The organism is Pseudomonas sp. DW-iso17 (assembly GCF_058725345.1).
Genome location: NZ_JBZXEA010000005.1, coordinates 47,044 through 63,956, shown reverse-complemented (window position 1 = coordinate 63,956; position 16,913 = coordinate 47,044). Strand labels below are relative to the sequence as shown.

At 61.4% G+C, this 16,913-nt stretch carries 16 protein-coding genes; 8 read left to right on the top strand and 8 right to left on the bottom strand.

Going from position 1 to position 16,913, the window contains the following annotated elements; translation table 11 throughout:
• Positions 1-31: 31 nt before the first annotated feature.
• The gene (gene punR, locus AC4PS6_RS04655) at positions 32-946 is read right to left on the bottom strand and encodes a DNA-binding transcriptional activator PunR (protein WP_014717602.1); all 915 of its coding nucleotides are present in this window, start codon (positions 944-946) and stop codon (positions 32-34) included.
• Between the two features lie 122 nt (positions 947-1,068).
• Here punR and punC point away from each other — a divergent pair, with 122 nt between their 5' ends.
• On the top strand, positions 1,069-2,253 hold the full coding sequence (gene punC, locus AC4PS6_RS04650; protein ID WP_014717603.1) for a purine nucleoside transporter PunC: 1,185 nt from the start codon (positions 1,069-1,071) through the stop codon (positions 2,251-2,253).
• Positions 2,254-2,380: 127 nt separating this feature from the next.
• Here punC and AC4PS6_RS04645 read toward each other — a convergent pair whose 3' ends face one another.
• Positions 2,381-3,214, bottom strand: a complete 834-nt coding sequence (locus tag AC4PS6_RS04645) for a hypothetical protein (RefSeq protein WP_019820654.1) — start codon at positions 3,212-3,214, stop codon at positions 2,381-2,383.
• A gap of 157 nt (positions 3,215-3,371) precedes the next feature.
• Here AC4PS6_RS04645 and AC4PS6_RS04640 point away from each other — a divergent pair, with 157 nt between their 5' ends.
• Positions 3,372-4,874 (top strand): nucleobase:cation symporter-2 family protein, encoded by a 1,503-nt coding sequence (locus tag AC4PS6_RS04640; RefSeq protein WP_014717605.1) that lies wholly within the window; start codon positions 3,372-3,374, stop codon positions 4,872-4,874.
• Between the two features lie 95 nt (positions 4,875-4,969).
• Here AC4PS6_RS04640 and AC4PS6_RS04635 read toward each other — a convergent pair whose 3' ends face one another.
• Positions 4,970-5,902, bottom strand: coding sequence for a proline iminopeptidase-family hydrolase (locus tag AC4PS6_RS04635; protein WP_336827324.1), 933 nt, complete (start codon positions 5,900-5,902; stop codon positions 4,970-4,972).
• Positions 5,903-5,996: 94 nt separating this feature from the next.
• Complete coding sequence (locus AC4PS6_RS04630) at positions 5,997-6,761, bottom strand: LuxR family transcriptional regulator (RefSeq protein WP_019820650.1); 765 nt, start codon at positions 6,759-6,761, stop codon at positions 5,997-5,999.
• A gap of 183 nt (positions 6,762-6,944) precedes the next feature.
• Here AC4PS6_RS04630 and AC4PS6_RS04625 point away from each other — a divergent pair, with 183 nt between their 5' ends.
• The 6 genes from AC4PS6_RS04625 to AC4PS6_RS04600 are packed head-to-tail and all read left to right on the top strand — an operon-like array spanning position 6,945 to position 13,105.
• On the top strand, positions 6,945-7,832 hold the full coding sequence (locus tag AC4PS6_RS04625; protein ID WP_019820648.1) for a proline iminopeptidase-family hydrolase: 888 nt from the start codon (positions 6,945-6,947) through the stop codon (positions 7,830-7,832).
• 3 nt (positions 7,833-7,835) lie between these two features.
• Positions 7,836-8,783, top strand: a complete 948-nt coding sequence (locus AC4PS6_RS04620; protein ID WP_003189752.1) for an ABC transporter permease — start codon at positions 7,836-7,838, stop codon at positions 8,781-8,783.
• Positions 8,780-9,637, top strand: a complete 858-nt coding sequence (locus AC4PS6_RS04615) for an ABC transporter permease (RefSeq protein ID WP_019820647.1) — start codon at positions 8,780-8,782, stop codon at positions 9,635-9,637. The genes AC4PS6_RS04620 and AC4PS6_RS04615 overlap by 4 nt, the downstream gene beginning before the upstream one ends.
• Positions 9,634-10,590 (top strand): ABC transporter ATP-binding protein, encoded by a 957-nt coding sequence (locus tag AC4PS6_RS04610; protein WP_336827325.1) that lies wholly within the window; start codon positions 9,634-9,636, stop codon positions 10,588-10,590. The genes AC4PS6_RS04615 and AC4PS6_RS04610 overlap by 4 nt, the downstream gene beginning before the upstream one ends.
• Positions 10,587-11,558 carry an ABC transporter ATP-binding protein gene (locus tag AC4PS6_RS04605; protein ID WP_336827326.1) on the top strand — a complete coding sequence of 324 codons (972 nt, stop codon included), beginning with the start codon at positions 10,587-10,589 and terminating at the stop codon, positions 11,556-11,558. Before AC4PS6_RS04610 ends, AC4PS6_RS04605 begins: the two co-directional genes overlap by 4 nt.
• 32 nt (positions 11,559-11,590) lie before the next feature.
• A complete protein-coding gene (locus AC4PS6_RS04600; RefSeq protein ID WP_014717612.1) occupies positions 11,591-13,105 on the top strand; it encodes an ABC transporter substrate-binding protein in 1,515 nt (504 codons plus the stop codon).
• Positions 13,106-13,239: 134 nt separating this feature from the next.
• Here AC4PS6_RS04600 and AC4PS6_RS04595 read toward each other — a convergent pair whose 3' ends face one another.
• From AC4PS6_RS04595 to AC4PS6_RS04580, 4 genes are all read right to left on the bottom strand, one after another.
• A complete protein-coding gene (locus AC4PS6_RS04595; protein WP_014717613.1) occupies positions 13,240-13,980 on the bottom strand; it encodes a YciK family oxidoreductase in 741 nt (246 codons plus the stop codon).
• Positions 13,981-14,138: 158 nt separating this feature from the next.
• Positions 14,139-14,810 (bottom strand): N-acetylmuramic acid 6-phosphate phosphatase MupP, encoded by a 672-nt coding sequence (gene mupP, locus AC4PS6_RS04590; RefSeq protein WP_003189759.1) that lies wholly within the window; start codon positions 14,808-14,810, stop codon positions 14,139-14,141.
• A 4-nt stretch (positions 14,811-14,814) separates the two neighbouring features.
• The gene (gene ubiG, locus AC4PS6_RS04585) at positions 14,815-15,513 is read right to left on the bottom strand and encodes a bifunctional 2-polyprenyl-6-hydroxyphenol methylase/3-demethylubiquinol 3-O-methyltransferase UbiG (protein ID WP_003189760.1); all 699 of its coding nucleotides are present in this window, start codon (positions 15,511-15,513) and stop codon (positions 14,815-14,817) included.
• Positions 15,514-15,577: 64 nt separating this feature from the next.
• Positions 15,578-16,909 carry a TRZ/ATZ family hydrolase gene (locus AC4PS6_RS04580; RefSeq protein ID WP_019820640.1) on the bottom strand — a complete coding sequence of 444 codons (1,332 nt, stop codon included), beginning with the start codon at positions 16,907-16,909 and terminating at the stop codon, positions 15,578-15,580.
• Positions 16,910-16,913 lie beyond the last annotated feature (4 nt).

Sequence of the window (16,913 nt, the reverse complement as noted above, 5' to 3'; positions counted from 1 at the left end):
GGCAGCGTTACCACGCGGAGCGTGGGAACGATCAGAGGGAGGGGCCATTCAGCCATTCCTGGTTCATGGTCTCCGTATCGCCCAAGTATTCCAGCAACCACGCCATGGCTGGCGACAGCTTGTTCTGCGCCCACGCCACACACGACGGGCTGGCCGGAAATGGCCGGCTCAACTGCAGCGCGACCAAGTCCCCGCGCTCGATCCATGGCAATACCTGATGGGCCGGTGCCATCCCTACACACAGGCCATCGCGCAGGCAATCCAGAGCCGACGCCCAGTTGGGCACCACCAGGCGGCGCTGGTTATCCAGGGTCCAGGTGTCGCGCTTGGGCAGGTTGCGTGAGGTGTCGGTCATGCACAGCGAGGCAAAGGGGCGCAGTTGGTCATCACTGAGTAAACCTTCCGCCGCAGCTAAGGGGTGCCGGGCGCTGACCACGCACAGCCAGTTCAACAGGCCCATGTCGCGGAAGCTGAAGTGGCTGGCCACCGGCACCGCGCTGGTGGCGCCGATCACGATGTCGGTGCGTTCATCCGCCAGCGCATCCCACACGCCGTTGTACACCTCGTATTCGAGCAGCAATTCCACTTCGGGAAACTGCCGATAGAAGTCGAGCACCAACTGCCGGCAGCGCTGGGGTTTGACGATGGAGTCCACGGCCACCTTCAACTGGCCGCTCCAACCATTGGCCACCTGTTGGCACAGGCGCCGGGTGCCGAGCATTTTTTTCATCACGCCGCGGGCTTCGTCGATAAACAAACGGCCGGCGGGGGTCAGTTCTACGTCGCGATGCCGCCGCACAAACAGCGGCACGGCCAGCCATTCTTCAAGCTGGCGCACGGTGTAGCTGATGGCCGACGGTACGCGGTGCAGTTCCTGGGCGGCGGCGCTGAAGCTGCCGTGACGGGCAACGGCGTCGACCACATCCAGGGAATATTCCGACCACATGAGCGCTGCCTTCAAAATTATTGATGAGAGTGTCCAATTATTATCGCTTCACACAGATATTGTCAGCTTCATAATGGGCGCCAGTCAGCAAATAGTTTGATGGCAGTATCTACAAGGCTTCGATGAAAAATTCTTTTGGTTTTACCTGGTATCTGGCGGGGCTGAGCATGCTCGGTTATCTGGCCATGGACATGTACTTGCCGGCGTTTGGCGCCATGGGCGAGCAGTTGAACATTGGTGCTGGCGCGGTGGGCGCCAGCTTGAGTATTTTCCTTGCCGGCTTTGCGCTGGGGCAGTTGCTGTGGGGGCCGCTCTCGGACCGCCTGGGGCGCAAGCCGATTCTGATCGCGGGCCTGAGCCTGTTTGTGCTCGGTTGCCTGGGCATGTTCTGGGTTCAGAGCGCGCCGCAACTGCTGGCCCTGCGCTTTATGCAGGCGATTGGCGTGTGTGCCGCCGCCGTCAGTTGGCAGGCCTTGGTGATTGATCGCTACCCGGCCGACAAGGCTCACCGCGTCTTCGCCAGCATCATGCCGTTGATGTCGCTGTCTCCGGCCCTGGCTCCGCTGCTGGGCGCCATGGTGCTGAATCACTTTGGCTGGCAGGCGATCTTCGGCGTGTTGCTGGTGGTGTCGTTGTTGCTGTTGTTGCCGACCTTGTTCCTGCGCAATGTGCCCAAGCGTTCGGAGCACAAGGGCAGCCCGGTGCGCCTGGGCTATGGGCAATTGCTCACCTCGCGGGTGTTTACCGGCAATGTAATGATCTTCGCCGCCTGTTCGGCCAGCTTCTTCGCTTGGCTGACCGCCTCGCCGTTCATCCTCGGTGGCATGGGCTACAGCCCGAATGACATCGGCCTCAGCTACGTACTGCCGACCCTGGCGTTTCTCGTTGGCGGCTACAGTTGCCGCAGCGCCTTGCAGCGCCTGCCGGGTAAAACCCTGCTGCCGTGGTTGCTGGTCGCCTATTGCTTGAGCATGGTGGCGTTGTACCTGGTGGCCACCTTGAGTGTGCCGACCCTGACTACCTTATTGATCCCGTTCTGCCTGATGGCGCTGTGCAACGGCGCCAGCTACCCGATTGTGGTGGCGAATGCGCTGATGCCCTTTGCGGAAAATTCCGGCAAGGCGGCGGCCCTGCAAAACACCCTGCAGTTGGGCCTGTGCTTCCTGGCCAGCCTGTTGGTGTCGTCGATGATCGAGCAACCACTGTTGATCACGGTGATTGTGATGCTGGCGACCGCGCCGCTGGCGGTGTTGGGGTATTGGCTGGCACGGCCGAAGGGCAATTCTTCCGAACTGGCCAACGCCTGAGCTGACAATACGATCAAAGTGTGGGAGCTGGCTTGCCTGCGATAGCGGTGTATCAGTGCCAGATGGGCTAACTGACAGACCGCTATCGCAGGCAAGCCAGGTCCCACATTGTTTTGCGTTTCTTCAGTTAGAACGTCACTTCCATGTTCAGCGTCGGCGTTGAGGTGCGGCTGCCACGCCCACCGTCCACGCCGAATTTGTTATGCCAGTACTCATACCCCACCCCCAGGTACAAGTTCGGCTTGACGCTTTTACCCGGTCGCACCGCCACCATCAGCGCCGTACGCATCAGCGCTTCCGGTGCGGTATCGCGGCCATGGTAGTCCTCGCCTTTTTCCCCGACGTAGTTAATGAACCCCTGGAATTTCGCCGCATGGTTGCCCACCTCGAACGGTCGCATCCAGGCCAGGTTGAGCATGTAGGTAGCGTCGAAGGTGTGGTTCGACTCTTGCGCGCCGGGAATGCCGGTGTGGTTCTTTTCCTTGTAGTACATCAGGCTCAGGTCCAGCACGCCGACAGTGTTGAACTTCAACGTGGGGCCAATCACCAGAGCGCGCTTCTTGGCGGAGGCGAAGTTGTTGTTGCGGTTGGCGTCGAAGCCCAGGGTCAACGCGTAATCCTTGATCAGCCCCGTGCCCGGCGGCAAGTCGAACACGCGTGAGGCATACAACTGATGCCGGTACACGGCGTACACCTCGCTGCCCCCGTGGTCGGTGCCTTTGCGCGGGTCGCTGCTGTCGGACAGGAATACGTCGAGGTTGAGGAAGTTGCTGCCGTAACGGTAGCCGCTGGCGTGGGTAAAACTGTAGATGCGCTTGCTGAAGTCGTCGGGGTTGTTCGGGTTGGTGAAGTGCTGCCCGTAGCGAAACCCGACGCTGTTGTTCATCCATTCCACCGCAACGGCCTCCCCGCCGCCGAGAAGGGTCAATGCGACGGTGGCGCCCTGTAGTGCCTTTTTCATTCTTTTTGTCCTTTAGCGTTCTGGCTCGTGACGGCCGGATTGTTTTTGTAACGCCGTTGGAGGGTATCTTGTTCGATTGATTGTATACAACTCTATGGACATACAGTCTTAACATTGCATACAGTGAGCGCACAACAAAAACAGAGAACCCCTCACCATGACTATCCCGAAGGCGTCACCGCAGCGGCCCGAAGATGAAAATCTGGGCGTCGCCGCCAACATGGCTTACGGCCTGCAGCATGTGCTCACCATGTATGGCGGTATCGTCGCCGTGCCGTTGATCGTCGGCCAGGCAGCCGGGTTGTCGCCGGCGGATATCGGCTTGCTGATCGCTGCATCGCTGTTTGCCGGTGGCCTGGCCACGCTGCTGCAAACCCTGGGCCTGCCGTTTTTCGGCTGTCAGTTGCCGCTGGTGCAGGGCGTGTCGTTCGCGGGTGTGGCGACCATGGTGGCGATTGTCGGCAGCGACGGTGCCGGTGGTGTGCCAGCGATACTCGGGGCGGTGATGGCCGCATCCTTTATCGGTTTGTTGATCACCCCGGTGTTCTCAAGGATCACCAAGTTTTTTCCGCCGCTGGTGACGGGCATTGTGATTACCACCATCGGCCTGACCCTGATGCCCGTAGCGGCGCGCTGGGCCATGGGTGGCAACAGCCGGGCGGCGGATTTTGGCAGCATGTCTAACATCGGCCTGGCCGCGCTGACTCTGGTGCTGGTGCTGCTACTGAGCAAGATCGGCAGCGCAACCATCTCGCGCCTGTCGATCCTGCTGGCCATGGTGATCGGCACGGTGATCGCGGTGCTGCTTGGCATGGCGGACTTCTCTGGTGTCATGCAGGGGCCGATGTTCGGTTTCCCCACGCCATTTCACTTCGGCATGCCCACCTTCCATGTGGCGGCGATTATTTCCATGTGCATCGTGGTGATGGTGACGCTGGTGGAAACGTCAGCGGATATCCTGGCGGTGGGCGAGATCATCGACACCAAAGTGGACTCCAAGCGTCTGGGCAACGGCCTGCGCGCCGACATGCTGTCGAGCATGTTCGCGCCGATCTTCGGTTCGTTTACCCAGAGCGCGTTCGCCCAGAACGTCGGCCTGGTGGCGGTGACCGGGGTCAAGAGTCGGTTTGTGGTGGCCACTGGCGGGGTATTCCTAGTGGTGCTCGGCCTGCTGCCATTCATGGGCCGGGTGATCGCGGCCGTGCCCACCTCCGTGTTGGGCGGCGCCGGGATTGTATTGTTCGGCACAGTGGCGGCCAGCGGGATTCGCACGCTGTCCAAGGTGGATTACCGCAACAACATGAACCTGATCATCGTCGCCACGTCCATCGGCTTCGGCATGATCCCCATCGCCGCGCCCAGCTTCTACGATCAGTTTCCAAGCTGGTTCGCGACCATCTTCCACTCGGGCATCAGCTCGTCGGCAATCATGGCGATATTGCTGAACCTGGCATTCAACCACTTCACCGCCGGCAACTCGGACCAGCAGTCAGTGTTTGTGGCGGGGACTGAGCGCAGCTTGTGCTTTCGCGACGTGGCCGCGTTGCGCGATGGCGATTACTACCGGGGTGGGAAGTTGTTTGATGCCGAGGGCAAGGAAATTCCCCTGGTAGCGGATACCTTGAGGAAAGCATCCAAGGCTGAGACCAGCGAGGTTTAACGAGCGACCCGTGTACCCTGTGGGAGCTGGCTTGCCTGCGATAGCGATGGTGAATTCACCGGTGCTATCGCAGGCAAGCCAGCTCCCACAGGGATTCAGCCGGCCTTGAGGGCTTTGTGCGGCAACGAACACGCCTCATCCAGAAACTTCACCACCGTCCCCATGCATGCCTGGCGTTCTTCCACATGGGGCATGTGGCTGGAGTCTTCAAACAGTGCCCAGCGCACGTCCGCTATCTCATCCAGGAACGGCTTGACCACCAACGGTGTGGCTTCGTCATGTCGACCGGAAATCACCAGGGTTGGCACCTTGATGGCTGACAGGCGGCCGATCACATTCCAGTCCTTCAAGCTGCCGATCACGTGGAATTCGGTCGGGCCGCTCATGGCGTGGTACACCGTCGGGTCGGCATCCACCTGGGCGAAGGTGCGTGCCACTTCTTCGGGCCACGGGTTGACCCGGCACACATGCTGGTCATAGAAAATCCGAGAGGCCGCGAGGTATTGCGGGTCTTGGTAGGTGCCGGCCTGCTCGTGCTTGAGCAGGGTTTCGTGCACGCCTTCAGGCAACAGCTTACGCAGGCGATTGGCTTCGCTGACCCAGGTGCGCATGCCGGTGGGCGAGTTGGCAGGGATAAACGCGCGCAGGCCTTTGGGTTGCAAGATCGCGTGTTCGCTGCCGAGCATGCCGCCCCAGGATTGCCCGAGGATCGCGTAGTTTTCACTGATTTGCAGGTGGTCCAGCAGGTTGTTCAACTCGTCGAGGAACAGGCCGATGGTCCAGAACGACGGATCTTTTTCCGGCAAATGCGTGGAGCGGCCGTTGCCCAACTGGTCGTAATGGATGACTGCGTGGCCGCTGGCGGCGACGTCCTTGAAGGCGTCGACGTAATCGTGGGTGCAGCCCGGGCCGCCATGGATGATCACCAAGGGCGTGCGGCCTGTGCTCAGGTCGCCCGTGACGCGATACCAGGTCTGATAGGCGCCAAAGGGCGCGTAGCCTTCGCGAACTTTTTCGATGAATTCCATTTCGTACCCTGCTCTGAAAAAAAGGATCAGGGTTACGATAGTCTGAACAAAAAGTTTAGGTAACTAGCAAAACAGATAGGTTTTTGCCGAAAGCTCAATCTTCCAGCAAGCGGTAATGGGTGGCTCGAACCACCGCTTGAACACGGTTTTTGGCCCCCAGTTTGTGCATGGCCGAGGCCAGGTGCAGGGTGACCACTGCCAGGGAGCGGCTCAATTGCGTGGCGATTTCAGCGGCGGTCAGGCCTTCTGCCGCCCATTTCAGGCATTCGCGCTCGCGCTTGGTCAGGCGGATGTGCGGATAAGCCCGCACCTCCTTGCTGAACAGCGGGTACGCCGCTTCCTGGAGGGCATGGGTAATCAGACTGAAATCGGCCAGCGTATGTTGGGCGTCCTTCAATACCGTGCGCGCCTTGCCGGTGCGTAAGCCGGTGAGCGAGGCAAAACCGCCCTTGGGCAGATGAATCGGCACACTGACGCCGCAGGTCAGCTGGCGTTCATGCAGGTAGGAGGAAACGGGAGCGTGGCACGGGTCGATGATCTTTTGCAGGGCGGTCTCTGTCTTCGCCTCATAGGACCAGACAAACGGTGATACCGAACTCAATGCCAGGTGTTGCACCGGGTCGATCTGGTAAAACCCTTCGCTGCACCATAAGGCGTGCCAGTCGGCCGGTGTGTTGCGCAGTTGCAACAGCGAAGGCGTGATCAGTGCGCCGTTGAGATCGATGGGCACCGGGCTGTAGTCATACACCAGCGCATCGAAGCCCAGTTGTTGGGCCAGGATAAACGTATTGTCCATCTGTTCATCCAGGCTCCTGCCCGGTATGAGGCGATTATTGAAGGCGGTCAGCTTGGCCAGCATCCGTTCTGCTCCCGAATTCATTTGAATCTCGACTTGCTGCAAGTAGAATGCCACGCCCCGGCGAAGGACTGCCAGGCCAAACCTATAAGAAATACTAGGTTATGGACGCACGGCATCCTCGGTAGTGTTGACCTGATAAACGGCCGCTACCCGCCAGGCCGATACAACACAAGGAATGTATGCATGTGGCGTGAAATTGCCCCCGACCAGCAATACAACGTGCAAGTCGACGGCCATAACCTCGTGGTCTACAGCTTTGGCGAAGGCGATGAGGTGCTGCTGTGTCTCAACGGCGGGCCGGGCCTGCCGTGTGACTATCTGCGCGACGCCCATGGCTGGCTCAAAGCACATAACCTGCGAGTGGTTGCATTCGACCAGCTTGGCACAGGCGCATCAGCCAGACCGACCGATGCCGCACTGTGGGAAATCCGCCGTTATGTCGAAGAAGTCGAGACCGTGCGCCAGGCGCTGGGCCTGGGCCGCGTGCATTTGCTCGGGCACTCCTGGGGCGGTTGGCTGGGGATCGAATATGCCGTGCATTATCCCGGTGCGCTCAAAAGCCTGATCCTGGAAAACACCGTCGGCGACATTCCCCACCTGTCCCAGGAGCTGGAGCGCCTGCGCGGCGCCCTGGGCAGCGAAACCGTGGCCATGATGCAACGCCACGAAGCCATGGGCACCCTCGACCACCCGCAGTACCAGGCCGCCATCACCTTGCTCAACTACCGCCACGTGTGTCGGCTCGACGAATGGCCGGAGCCGGTCAAGCGCTCCCTGGGCGACTGGAACATGGGGCCTTACGAAACCATGCAAGGCCCCAACGAGTTCCTCTATATCGGCAACCTCAAGGACTGGAACCGCCTCAAGGAAATGGCCGAGTTCACGATGCCGATCCTGATCACCACCGGCCAACATGACGAACTTACCCCCGCTTGCGCAATGCGCATGAAACTAGCAGCACCCCACGCCGAGTTGCATGTGTTCCCCAACAGCAGTCATATGCCGTTTTACGAGGAGCCGCAGGCGTACTTCCCGGTGCTGCTGGACTTCCTCGCTCGCCACCGAGACTGACGCATGAACCTGGCGCGCTACCGTTTTGTGTTGTCCCGGCCCCTGCAATTGCTGCCGGTGCTGCTGGGCATCAGCCTGATCACCTTCGTGTTGGTGCGCTCGATTCCTGGCGACCCGGCGCGCGCCTTGCTGGGTTCGCGCAGCACGCCGGATGCGCTGCTGAAGATCCGCGCCCAGTTCGGCCTCGACCAGCCTTTGTGGTTGCAATACTTTTACTTCCTGAAAAACCTGCTCAAGGGCGACCTCGGCCAATCGCTGCTGTACAAGGTCGACGCCCTGAAACTGATCGTCACCCGGATCGAGCCGACCCTGGTGCTGGTGCTGGGCAGCGTGGTGCTCGCGTTGTTGATAGCGGTGCCACTGGCAACGATTGCGGCGCGCCAGCAAGGCCGTTGGGCAGACAAGCTGATCCGCGTGTTCACCACGGTCGGCCTGGGCATGCCGGCGTTCTGGCTGGGGTTGATGCTGATCCTGCTGCTCAGCGTGAAATGGGGCTTGTTCCCGGTGTCTGGTTACGGGCGCACCTGGCTGGACAAGGCGCACCACATGCTCTTGCCGTGCCTGACCATCGCCCTGGCGCTGTCGGCGGTGCTGGTGCGTAACCTGCGGGCGAGCATGTTGATGGAATTGCAGGCGGATCACGTCACCGCCGCACGCGCACGCGGGCTGTCGGAAGGCGCGGTGTTTCGCCGGCATGTGCTGCCCAACGCTCTGGTGCCGGCGGTCAACCTGCTGGCGGTCAACATCGGTTGGCTGATCAGCGGCACGGTGGTCATCGAAAGCCTGTTCGCGATTCCAGGCATCGGCCAGTTGCTGGTGCGCGGCATTTTCACCCGTGACTACATGGTGGTGCAGGGCGTGGCGATGGTGCTGGCCTGTGCCACGGTGGTGGTCAACTTCATGGCTGACCTGGTGACAGTGGCCCTCGACCCACGGGTGAAGATGCAATGAGCAGTCGCCCCCTGATGGCCCCATGGCGCTTGCGCCTGCGCTTTGGTTTTCGCAATGGCCGACTGACCGCCGCATGGGGGTTGTTGATCCTGTTCGCGTGGTTGGCCCTGGCGCTGTTTGCGCCGTGGGTCGCGCCCTATGACCCCATCGCGCAGGACACCGGCATGAGTTTGCTGGCCCCCAGCCTTGCCCATCCGTTGGGTACGGACAATTACGGCAGGGACATCCTGTCGAGGGTGATCTGGGGTGCGCGCATCGACCTGCAGTTGGCGGTTATCGGGGTGATCTTCCCTTTCATCATTGGCACCTTTATCGGTGCGGTCTCGGGTTATATCGGCGGGCGTTTCGACAGTGTCTGCATGCGTGTGATCGACGTGGTGCTGGCGTTCCCGTTCCTGGTGCTGATGCTGGCGATCATGGCCATCCTCGGGCCGGGCTTACAGAGTTTTTACATCGCCATGGCGCTGGTGGGCTGGGTGTCGTATGCGCGCCTGATTCGCTCGCAGATCCTGGTGCTCAAGGAAAGCGAGTTCGCCCTGGCCGCCAAGAGCCTGGGCTTTGGCCATGGACGCATTCTGTTCCGGCATTTGCTGCCCAATGCGCTGTTTGGCTCCATCGTGTTTTCCATGTCCGACGCGGTGCTGGTGCTGCTCAACGGCGCCGCCGTCAGTTACCTGGGCCTGGGGGTGCAACCACCGACCGCCGAATGGGGGACGATGGTGGCCGAGGGGCAAGCCTTTATCACCACCGCCTGGTGGATCTGCACCTTTCCGGGCCTGGCCATCGTGACCTTGGCCATGGGCTTCAGCCTGTTGGCCGATGGTGTTGCGCAGGTATTGGGGGAGCGCTCATGAGCCTGCTGAAGGTGCGCGACCTCAGTGTGATCGCCAACAACGCCGGGCGTGAGGTCACCTTGGTGGACCGGGTGTCTTTCGACCTGGCCGAGGGTGAAGTCCTCGGCCTGGTGGGCGAGAGCGGTTCGGGCAAGACCATGGCCTGTCGCGGCCTGATGCGTCTGTTGCCATCGCCCAACCTGCGGGTGCAGGGCGGCGCGGTGCAGTTGGCCGGCCAGGACTTATTGGCACTGGATGATGCCGGTATGCGCGCCGTGCGCGGCGGGCAGTTGGGCATGGTCTTCCAGAACCCCAGCAGCCACCTGGACCCGCTGATGCGTATCGGTGAGCAGATCGCCGAGGGCATCCGCCTGCATCAAGGTGCGTCGAAAAAAGACGCGCGCTTGCAGGCGATCGAGGTATTGCGTCAGGTCGGGATTCCCGATCCGCAGGCCCGGGTCGACAACTACCCCCATGAGTTTTCCGGTGGCATGCGCCAGCGCGCAATGATTGCCGTGGCCCTGGGCTGCAACCCGAAGGTGTTGATCGCCGACGAACCGACCACGGCCCTGGATGTGACGGTGCAGGCGCAAATCCTGCGGCTGTTGCTCGACCTGCGCGACCAGCGTGGCCTGTCGATCATCATGATCACCCATGACCTGGGCGTGGTGGCGCAAACCTGCGATGCCATCGCCGTGATGTACGCCGGGCGCCTGTGCGAGCACGGCAGCAAATACGAACTGCTGGCCCAACCGCAACATCCGTATACCGCAGGCCTGATCGACTGCCAGCCGGCCCACAGCAGCGGGCATGCGTTGTTGCGCACCATTGCTGGCCAGCCGCCGTTGCTCGATGCATTGCCCGACGGCTGCCGCTTCCACCCGCGCTGCCCGCAGGCAGGCGCCTTGTGCACCGAGTTGCTGCCCCAGGGCGCACGCGTGGCCTGTCACTACCCGTTGGGAGCGCGCCCATGAGCTTGTTACAGCTCAAGGATCTGGAAGTGCGCTTTGCCGCGTCCGGCAGCGGCCTGCTGGGCCTCAACCGCCAGTGGGTGAGGGCGGTGAACGGGGTGTCGCTGAACCTCGCTGCCGGTGAAACCCTGGGTTTGGTGGGCGAGTCCGGCAGTGGCAAGAGCACCCTGGGCCGGGCAATTCTGCACCTCAACCCGATCAGCGCCGGGCAGGTGTTGTTCGACGGTATCGACATGGCCCATGGCAGCGCCATCGACATTGCCCGGCTGCGGCATGAAACCGCGATGATTTTCCAGGACCCCTACGCCGCACTCAATCCACGGCACAGCATTGGCGAAACCCTCGCCGAGGTACTGCGTGTGCAGGGTAAGGTGGCGGCGCAGCAGATTCCTGAGCGTGTGAATGAGTTGCTCGAACTGGTCGGCTTGCGTCCTGAGCTGGCTTCACGCAAGCCCGGCTCTCTCAGTGGCGGCCAGTGCCAGCGCGTGGGTATCGCCCGGGCGCTGGCGGTGGAGCCGCGCCTGATCATTGCCGATGAATGTGTGGCGGCGCTGGATGTGTCGATCCAGGGCCAGATCATCAACCTGCTGCTGGAACTGCAACAGCGCATGAACCTGGCGATCCTGTTTATCGCCCATGACCTGGCCATCGTGCGACGCCTGTGCGACCGCGTGGCGGTGATGTACCTTGGCAAGATCGTCGAGGAAGGCCCGGTGGAAGCGGTGTTCACCGCGCCGCGTCACCCGTATACGGCGGCGCTGATCCAGGCCATCCCGGAGATCGATCCGCACCGGCCATTGCCTGCGCAGCCATTGCCCGGCGAACCGCCGAGCCCGCTGAATCTGCCGACTGGTTGTGCCTTTCACCCGCGTTGCCGGTATGCGCAAGCCAAGTGTTCCTCGGTATTGCCCCCCACCCATTTCCTGCACGAGCATCGGTACAGTTGCGTGCTTGAAGACCCTTTGCTTTGACCTTCTGCCATTCATTAACAAGGAGTTGTGATATGCACTCGCGCCACTTGAAATTGCTCGCCGCCGCTACCCTCACGGCCTGGTCGCTGACCGCCGGCCTGGCACAGGCCGCCGGTGTGCTCACCATCGGCTGCCGTGAAGACAGCACCACCTTCGACCCGATCAAAAGCGCGCAAAACCGCGACACCTGGGTATTTGCCAACGTCTACGACACCCTGGTGCGCGTGGATAACCTGGGCACCAAAATGGAACCGGGCCTGGCCGAAAGCTGGGACATTTCCAAGGATGGCCTGACCTACACCTTCAAGCTGCGCGAGGCGAAGTTCTCTGACGGCTCGCCGATCACTGCCGCCGACGCCGCATTCAGCCTGCTGCGCATCCGCGACAACAAGGCCTCCTTGTGGAGCGACCCGTTCAGCCTGATCAACACCGCCACGGCCAGCGATGCCAAGACCCTGGTGGTCACCTTGAAAACCCCGGCGGTGGCCTTCCTCTCGCAACTGGCGTCGCCAACGGTGTCGATCCTGTCGGAAAAAGCCATGACCAAGATGGGCGAAGACGCCTACTCGGAAAACCCGGTGACCTCCGGCGCGTTTACCGTGGACGAGTGGCGCAAGGGCGACCGCGTGATCCTGAAGAAAAACCCGAATTTCTGGCAGGCCGGCAGCGTGAGCCTGGACGGCGTGGAATGGGTGTCGGTGACCGATGACAACACGCGCATGCGCATGGTGCAGAACAACGAACTCGACACGGCGATCTTCGTGCCGTTCTCCCGGGTCGAAGAACTGAAAAAAGACCAGAACGTGGTGATCCACGCCGACCCGTCCACCCGTGAAGATCACCTGTTGATCAACCACGAGCACGGCTTGTTGGCCAAGCCGCAAGTGCGCCAGGCCCTGGACATGGCCATCGACAAGCAATCGCTGGTCAAAGCCGTTACTTACGGTCAAGGCACCGTGGCTTATTCCTACATTCCAAAGGGCTCGCTGTACCACTACGCCAACAATCTGCAACGCCCGTACGACCCGGCCGAAGCCAAGAAGCTGCTGGCCGCTGCAGGTGCCCAGGATTTGAAGCTCAACTACGTGGTCAACGCCGGCAACGAGGCCGACGAGCAGATCGCGGTGATCATCAAAGACCAGCTGGCCAAGGTCGGTGTGACCGCCAACCTGCAAAAAGTCGACCCGACCCAAAGCTGGCAGATGCTGGTAGACGGTGAGTACGATATTTCGGTGATGTACTGGACCAACGACATCCTCGACCCCGACCAGAAAACCACCTTCGTGCTGGGCCACGATACCAACCAGAACTACATGACCCGCTACAAGAACGACCAGGTCAAGGCCTTGGTGGCGGCTGCGCGGATCGAGGCAGACCCGGCCAAGCGTGAGCAAATGTATGTGGAGTTGCAGAAACTGGCCAAACAGGATGTGAACTGGATTGACCTGTACTACAGCCCGTACATCAACATCTCACGCAAGAACGTAAGCAACTTCCTGCAGAACCCGTTGGGGCGCTTCACCCTTGAGGAAGTGGTCAAAAACTGAGTATTTGAGTACACCACAAAGCAATGTGGGAGCTGGCTTGCCTGCGATACAGACACCTCGGTGCTTCAGTGACACCGCGGTGATGCTATCGCAGGCAAGCCAGCTCCCACCTTTGTTTTGCGGTGTGTCAGGGCTTACTGCGCATCGAAGGCCTGGCCATTGATGCCCGCACTGTCCGGCCCCATCAGGTACAGGTACACCGGCATGATCTCTTCCGGCGCCGGCCTTTCCATCGGGTTTTCCCCTGGGTACGCCTGGGCGCGCATGCTGGTGCGGGTGCCGCCCGGGTTGATGCTGTTGGCGCGCACTGCGGCCACATCTTCCAGTTCATCGGCCAGGGTTTGCATCAGCCCCTCGGTGGCGAACTTGGACACGCCATAGGCACCCCAATAAGCACGGCCCTTGCGCCCGACGCTGCTGGAGGTGAATACCACCGACGCATCCTGGGACAGCTTGAGCAACGGCAGTAAAGTGCTGGTCAGCATGAACATCGCGTTGACGTTGACGTGCATCACCCGCATGAAGTTCTCGCCGGACAACTGCTCGATGGGCGTGCGCGGGCCGATGATCGAGGCGTTGTGCAACAAACCGTCGAGGTGGCCGAATGCCTTTTCGATCATCGCTGCCAGCTCATCGTATTGATGGGGCAGGGCGGTCTCCAGGTTGAACGGGATCACCACCGGCTGTGGGTGGCCGGCGGCTTCGATCTCGTCATACACCTGGGCCAGGTTGGCTTCGGTCTTGCCCAGCAACAGCACGGTGGCGCCATGGGCGGCATAGGTCTTCGCCGCTGCCGCGCCAATCCCGCGACCGGCGCCGGTTACCAGGATGATCCGGCCTTTGAGCAGTTCTGGAGGGGCAGAGTAATCAAACATAAATAGCCTCGACAAATTTCAAGGTGATACAGCTCTTGAAGTGGAATCCATATCCTGTGGGAGCTGGCTTGCCTGCGATGGCGGACGACCTGTCGCCAAATGTGCTGGCTGGCAGACCGCTATCGCAGGCAAGCCAGCTCCCACATTGCTTCGAACCATCAGCAACTGCACAGGGCGTTATCCAGCACCTTGCGCAATTCCAGCGGGTGATCCACCACCACATCCGCGCCCCAGTGGCGGGGGTTGTCGTCCGGGTGGATATAGCCATAGGTGACCGCCGCCGTGCGCGTACCAGCATCGCGGCCGGATTCGATGTCGCGCAGGTCATCGCCCACGAACAGCACGCTGGCCGGGTCCAGGTCGAGCATCTTGCACGCCAGAATCATCGGCTCCGGGTCCGGCTTGCTGTTTTTCACGTGGTCCGGGCAGATCAGCACGGCCGAACGCTCGGCCAGGCCCAGCCGTTGCATGATCGGTTCGGCAAAGCGCACCGGCTTGTTGGTGACCACACCCCAGATCAACTTGGCTTTCTCGATGTCTTCCAGCAGCTCGGCCATGCCGTCGAACAGCTTGCTGTGGACTGCGCAATCCTTGAGGTAACGCTCCAGGAATTCCTGGCGCAGTTCCTCAAAACCCGGCGACTCCGGGTCCATCGAGAAGGTCACCGCGACCATCGCCCGCGCACCACCGGAAATTTCATCGCGGATGTGCTGCGGGTTGATCGGCGCCAGGCCACGGTCGGCGCGCATGGCCTGGCAGATGGCGATAAAGTCCGGCGCGGTGTCCAGCAGGGTACCGTCCATGTCGAAGAGAACCGCTCGCAACTTCACAGGCTTACTCCTCGCGCAGGGTCTGGATCATGTAGTTGACGTCAACATCGTTGGCCAGCTTGTAGTGCTTGGTCAGCGGGTTGTAGGTCAGGCCGATGATGTCCTTGACGGTCAGCCCGGCTTGGCGGCTCCACGCACCCAGCTCGGAAGGGCGGATGAATTTCTTGAAATCATGGGTGCCGCGCGGCAGCAGCTTCATGATGTATTCAGCGCCGATGATCGCGAACAGGTAGGCCTTGGGGTTGCGGTTGATGGTGGAGAAGAACACCTGGCCTCCGGGCTTGACCATACGGAAGCAAGCACGGATCACCGAGGACGGGTCCGGCACGTGTTCGAGCATTTCCAGGCAGGTGACCACGTCGAACTGCTCGGGCATTTCCTCGGCCAGGGCTTCGGCAGTGATCTGGCGGTATTCCACGCTCACGCCGGATTCGAGCTGGTGCAACTGGGCTACGGCCAGCGGCGCTTCGCCCATGTCGATGCCCATGACGGTGGCGCCGCGCTGGGCCATGGCTTCGCTGAGGATGCCGCCGCCGCAACCGACGTCCAGCACTTTCTTGCCGGCCAGGTTGACGCGCTCGTCAATCCAATTGACCCGCAGTGGATTGATGTCGTGCAAGGGCTTGAATTCGCTCTCGCGGTCCCACCAGCGATGGGCAAGGGCTTCAAACTTGGCGATTTCGGCGTGGTCGACGTTGCTCATGGTGAATCCTCTGAATCTGATAAGTCGGTGTGTCGCGGTTGAACCCAAGGCTTCAGCCGCGTCGTTATTCGCTGTGCCCGCTGATGCGTTGGCCCCAGGCAATGGCCGTGGCGGTCAACTGTTGTTCATCCATGCGGGTCAATTGCCGGTCGTCGAGCAATGGCTTGCCGGCAACCCAAAGGTGTTTCACGCAATCGCGCCCGGTGGCATATATAAGCTGTGAGACCGGATCGTAGATCGGTTGTTGCGCCAGCCCGGAAAGATCAAAAGCGACGATGTCTGCCGCCTTGCCGACTTCCAGGGAGCCAATCTGGCTGTCCAGGCCCATCGCCCTGGCGCCGTTGAGTGTGGCCATGCGCAAGGCGCGGTGGGCATCCAGCGCAGTGGCCGAACCGGCCACGGCCTTGGCCAGCATCGCCGCCGTGCGGGTTTCGCCAAGCAGATCCAGGTCATTGTTGCTGGCGGCGCCGTCGGTGCCGATGGCCACGTTGACGCCAGCCTGCCACAAGCGCTCCACCGGGCAAAAGCCGCTGGCCAGTTTCAGGTTCGATTCCGGGCAGTGAATGACGCTGGTGTTGCTTTCTACCAGTAAAGCCAGGTCGTCTTCGCTGATTTGGGTCATGTGCACGGCCTGAAAGCGCGGGCCCAGCAAGCCAAGGCGAGCCAGGCGCGCCAATGGCCGCTCGCCGGTCTGCTCGATGGCTTGCTGCACTTCAAAGGCGGTTTCGTGAACGTGCATATGGATCGCGGCGTCCAGCTCTTCGGCGATCACCCGGATTTTTTCCAGGTTGGCATCGCACACGGTGTACGGGGCGTGGGGGCCGAAGGTGATTTTGATGCGCGGGTGGTGCTTGAGGTCGCCGAACAACTCGATACCCTGGCGAATCGCCTCGTCGGCACTGCTGGCGCCGGGGATCGGGAAGTCGAGGATCGGCAGCGCGATCTGCGCACGCATACCGCTGTTGTGCACGCAGTCACTGGCGACCTTGGGGTAGAAATACATGTCCGAGAAGCAGCTGATGCCGCCCTTGATCTGCTCGGCAATGGCCAGGTTGGTGCCGTCGCGCACGAACGCTTCATCGACCCACTTGGCTTCGGCGGGCCAGATGTGCTTTTCCAGCCAGGTCATCAGTGGCAAATCGTCGGCCAAGCCGCGGAACAGGGTCATGGCGGCATGGCCGTGGGCATTGACCAGGCCGGGGCTGAGCAGCATGCCGGGCAGTTCACGCACCTCTTGCGCCGCGAGCTTCAACGCCGCGTCCCGTGGCCCGATAAAGGCAATGCAGCCATCGCGGATACCCAGGCCGTGCTCCTTGAGCACCACGCCAGCTGGCTCGACGGGTACCAGCCAGGTCGGCAGCAGCAACAAGTCGAGCGGGGCGGCAGTGGAGGTCATCGCA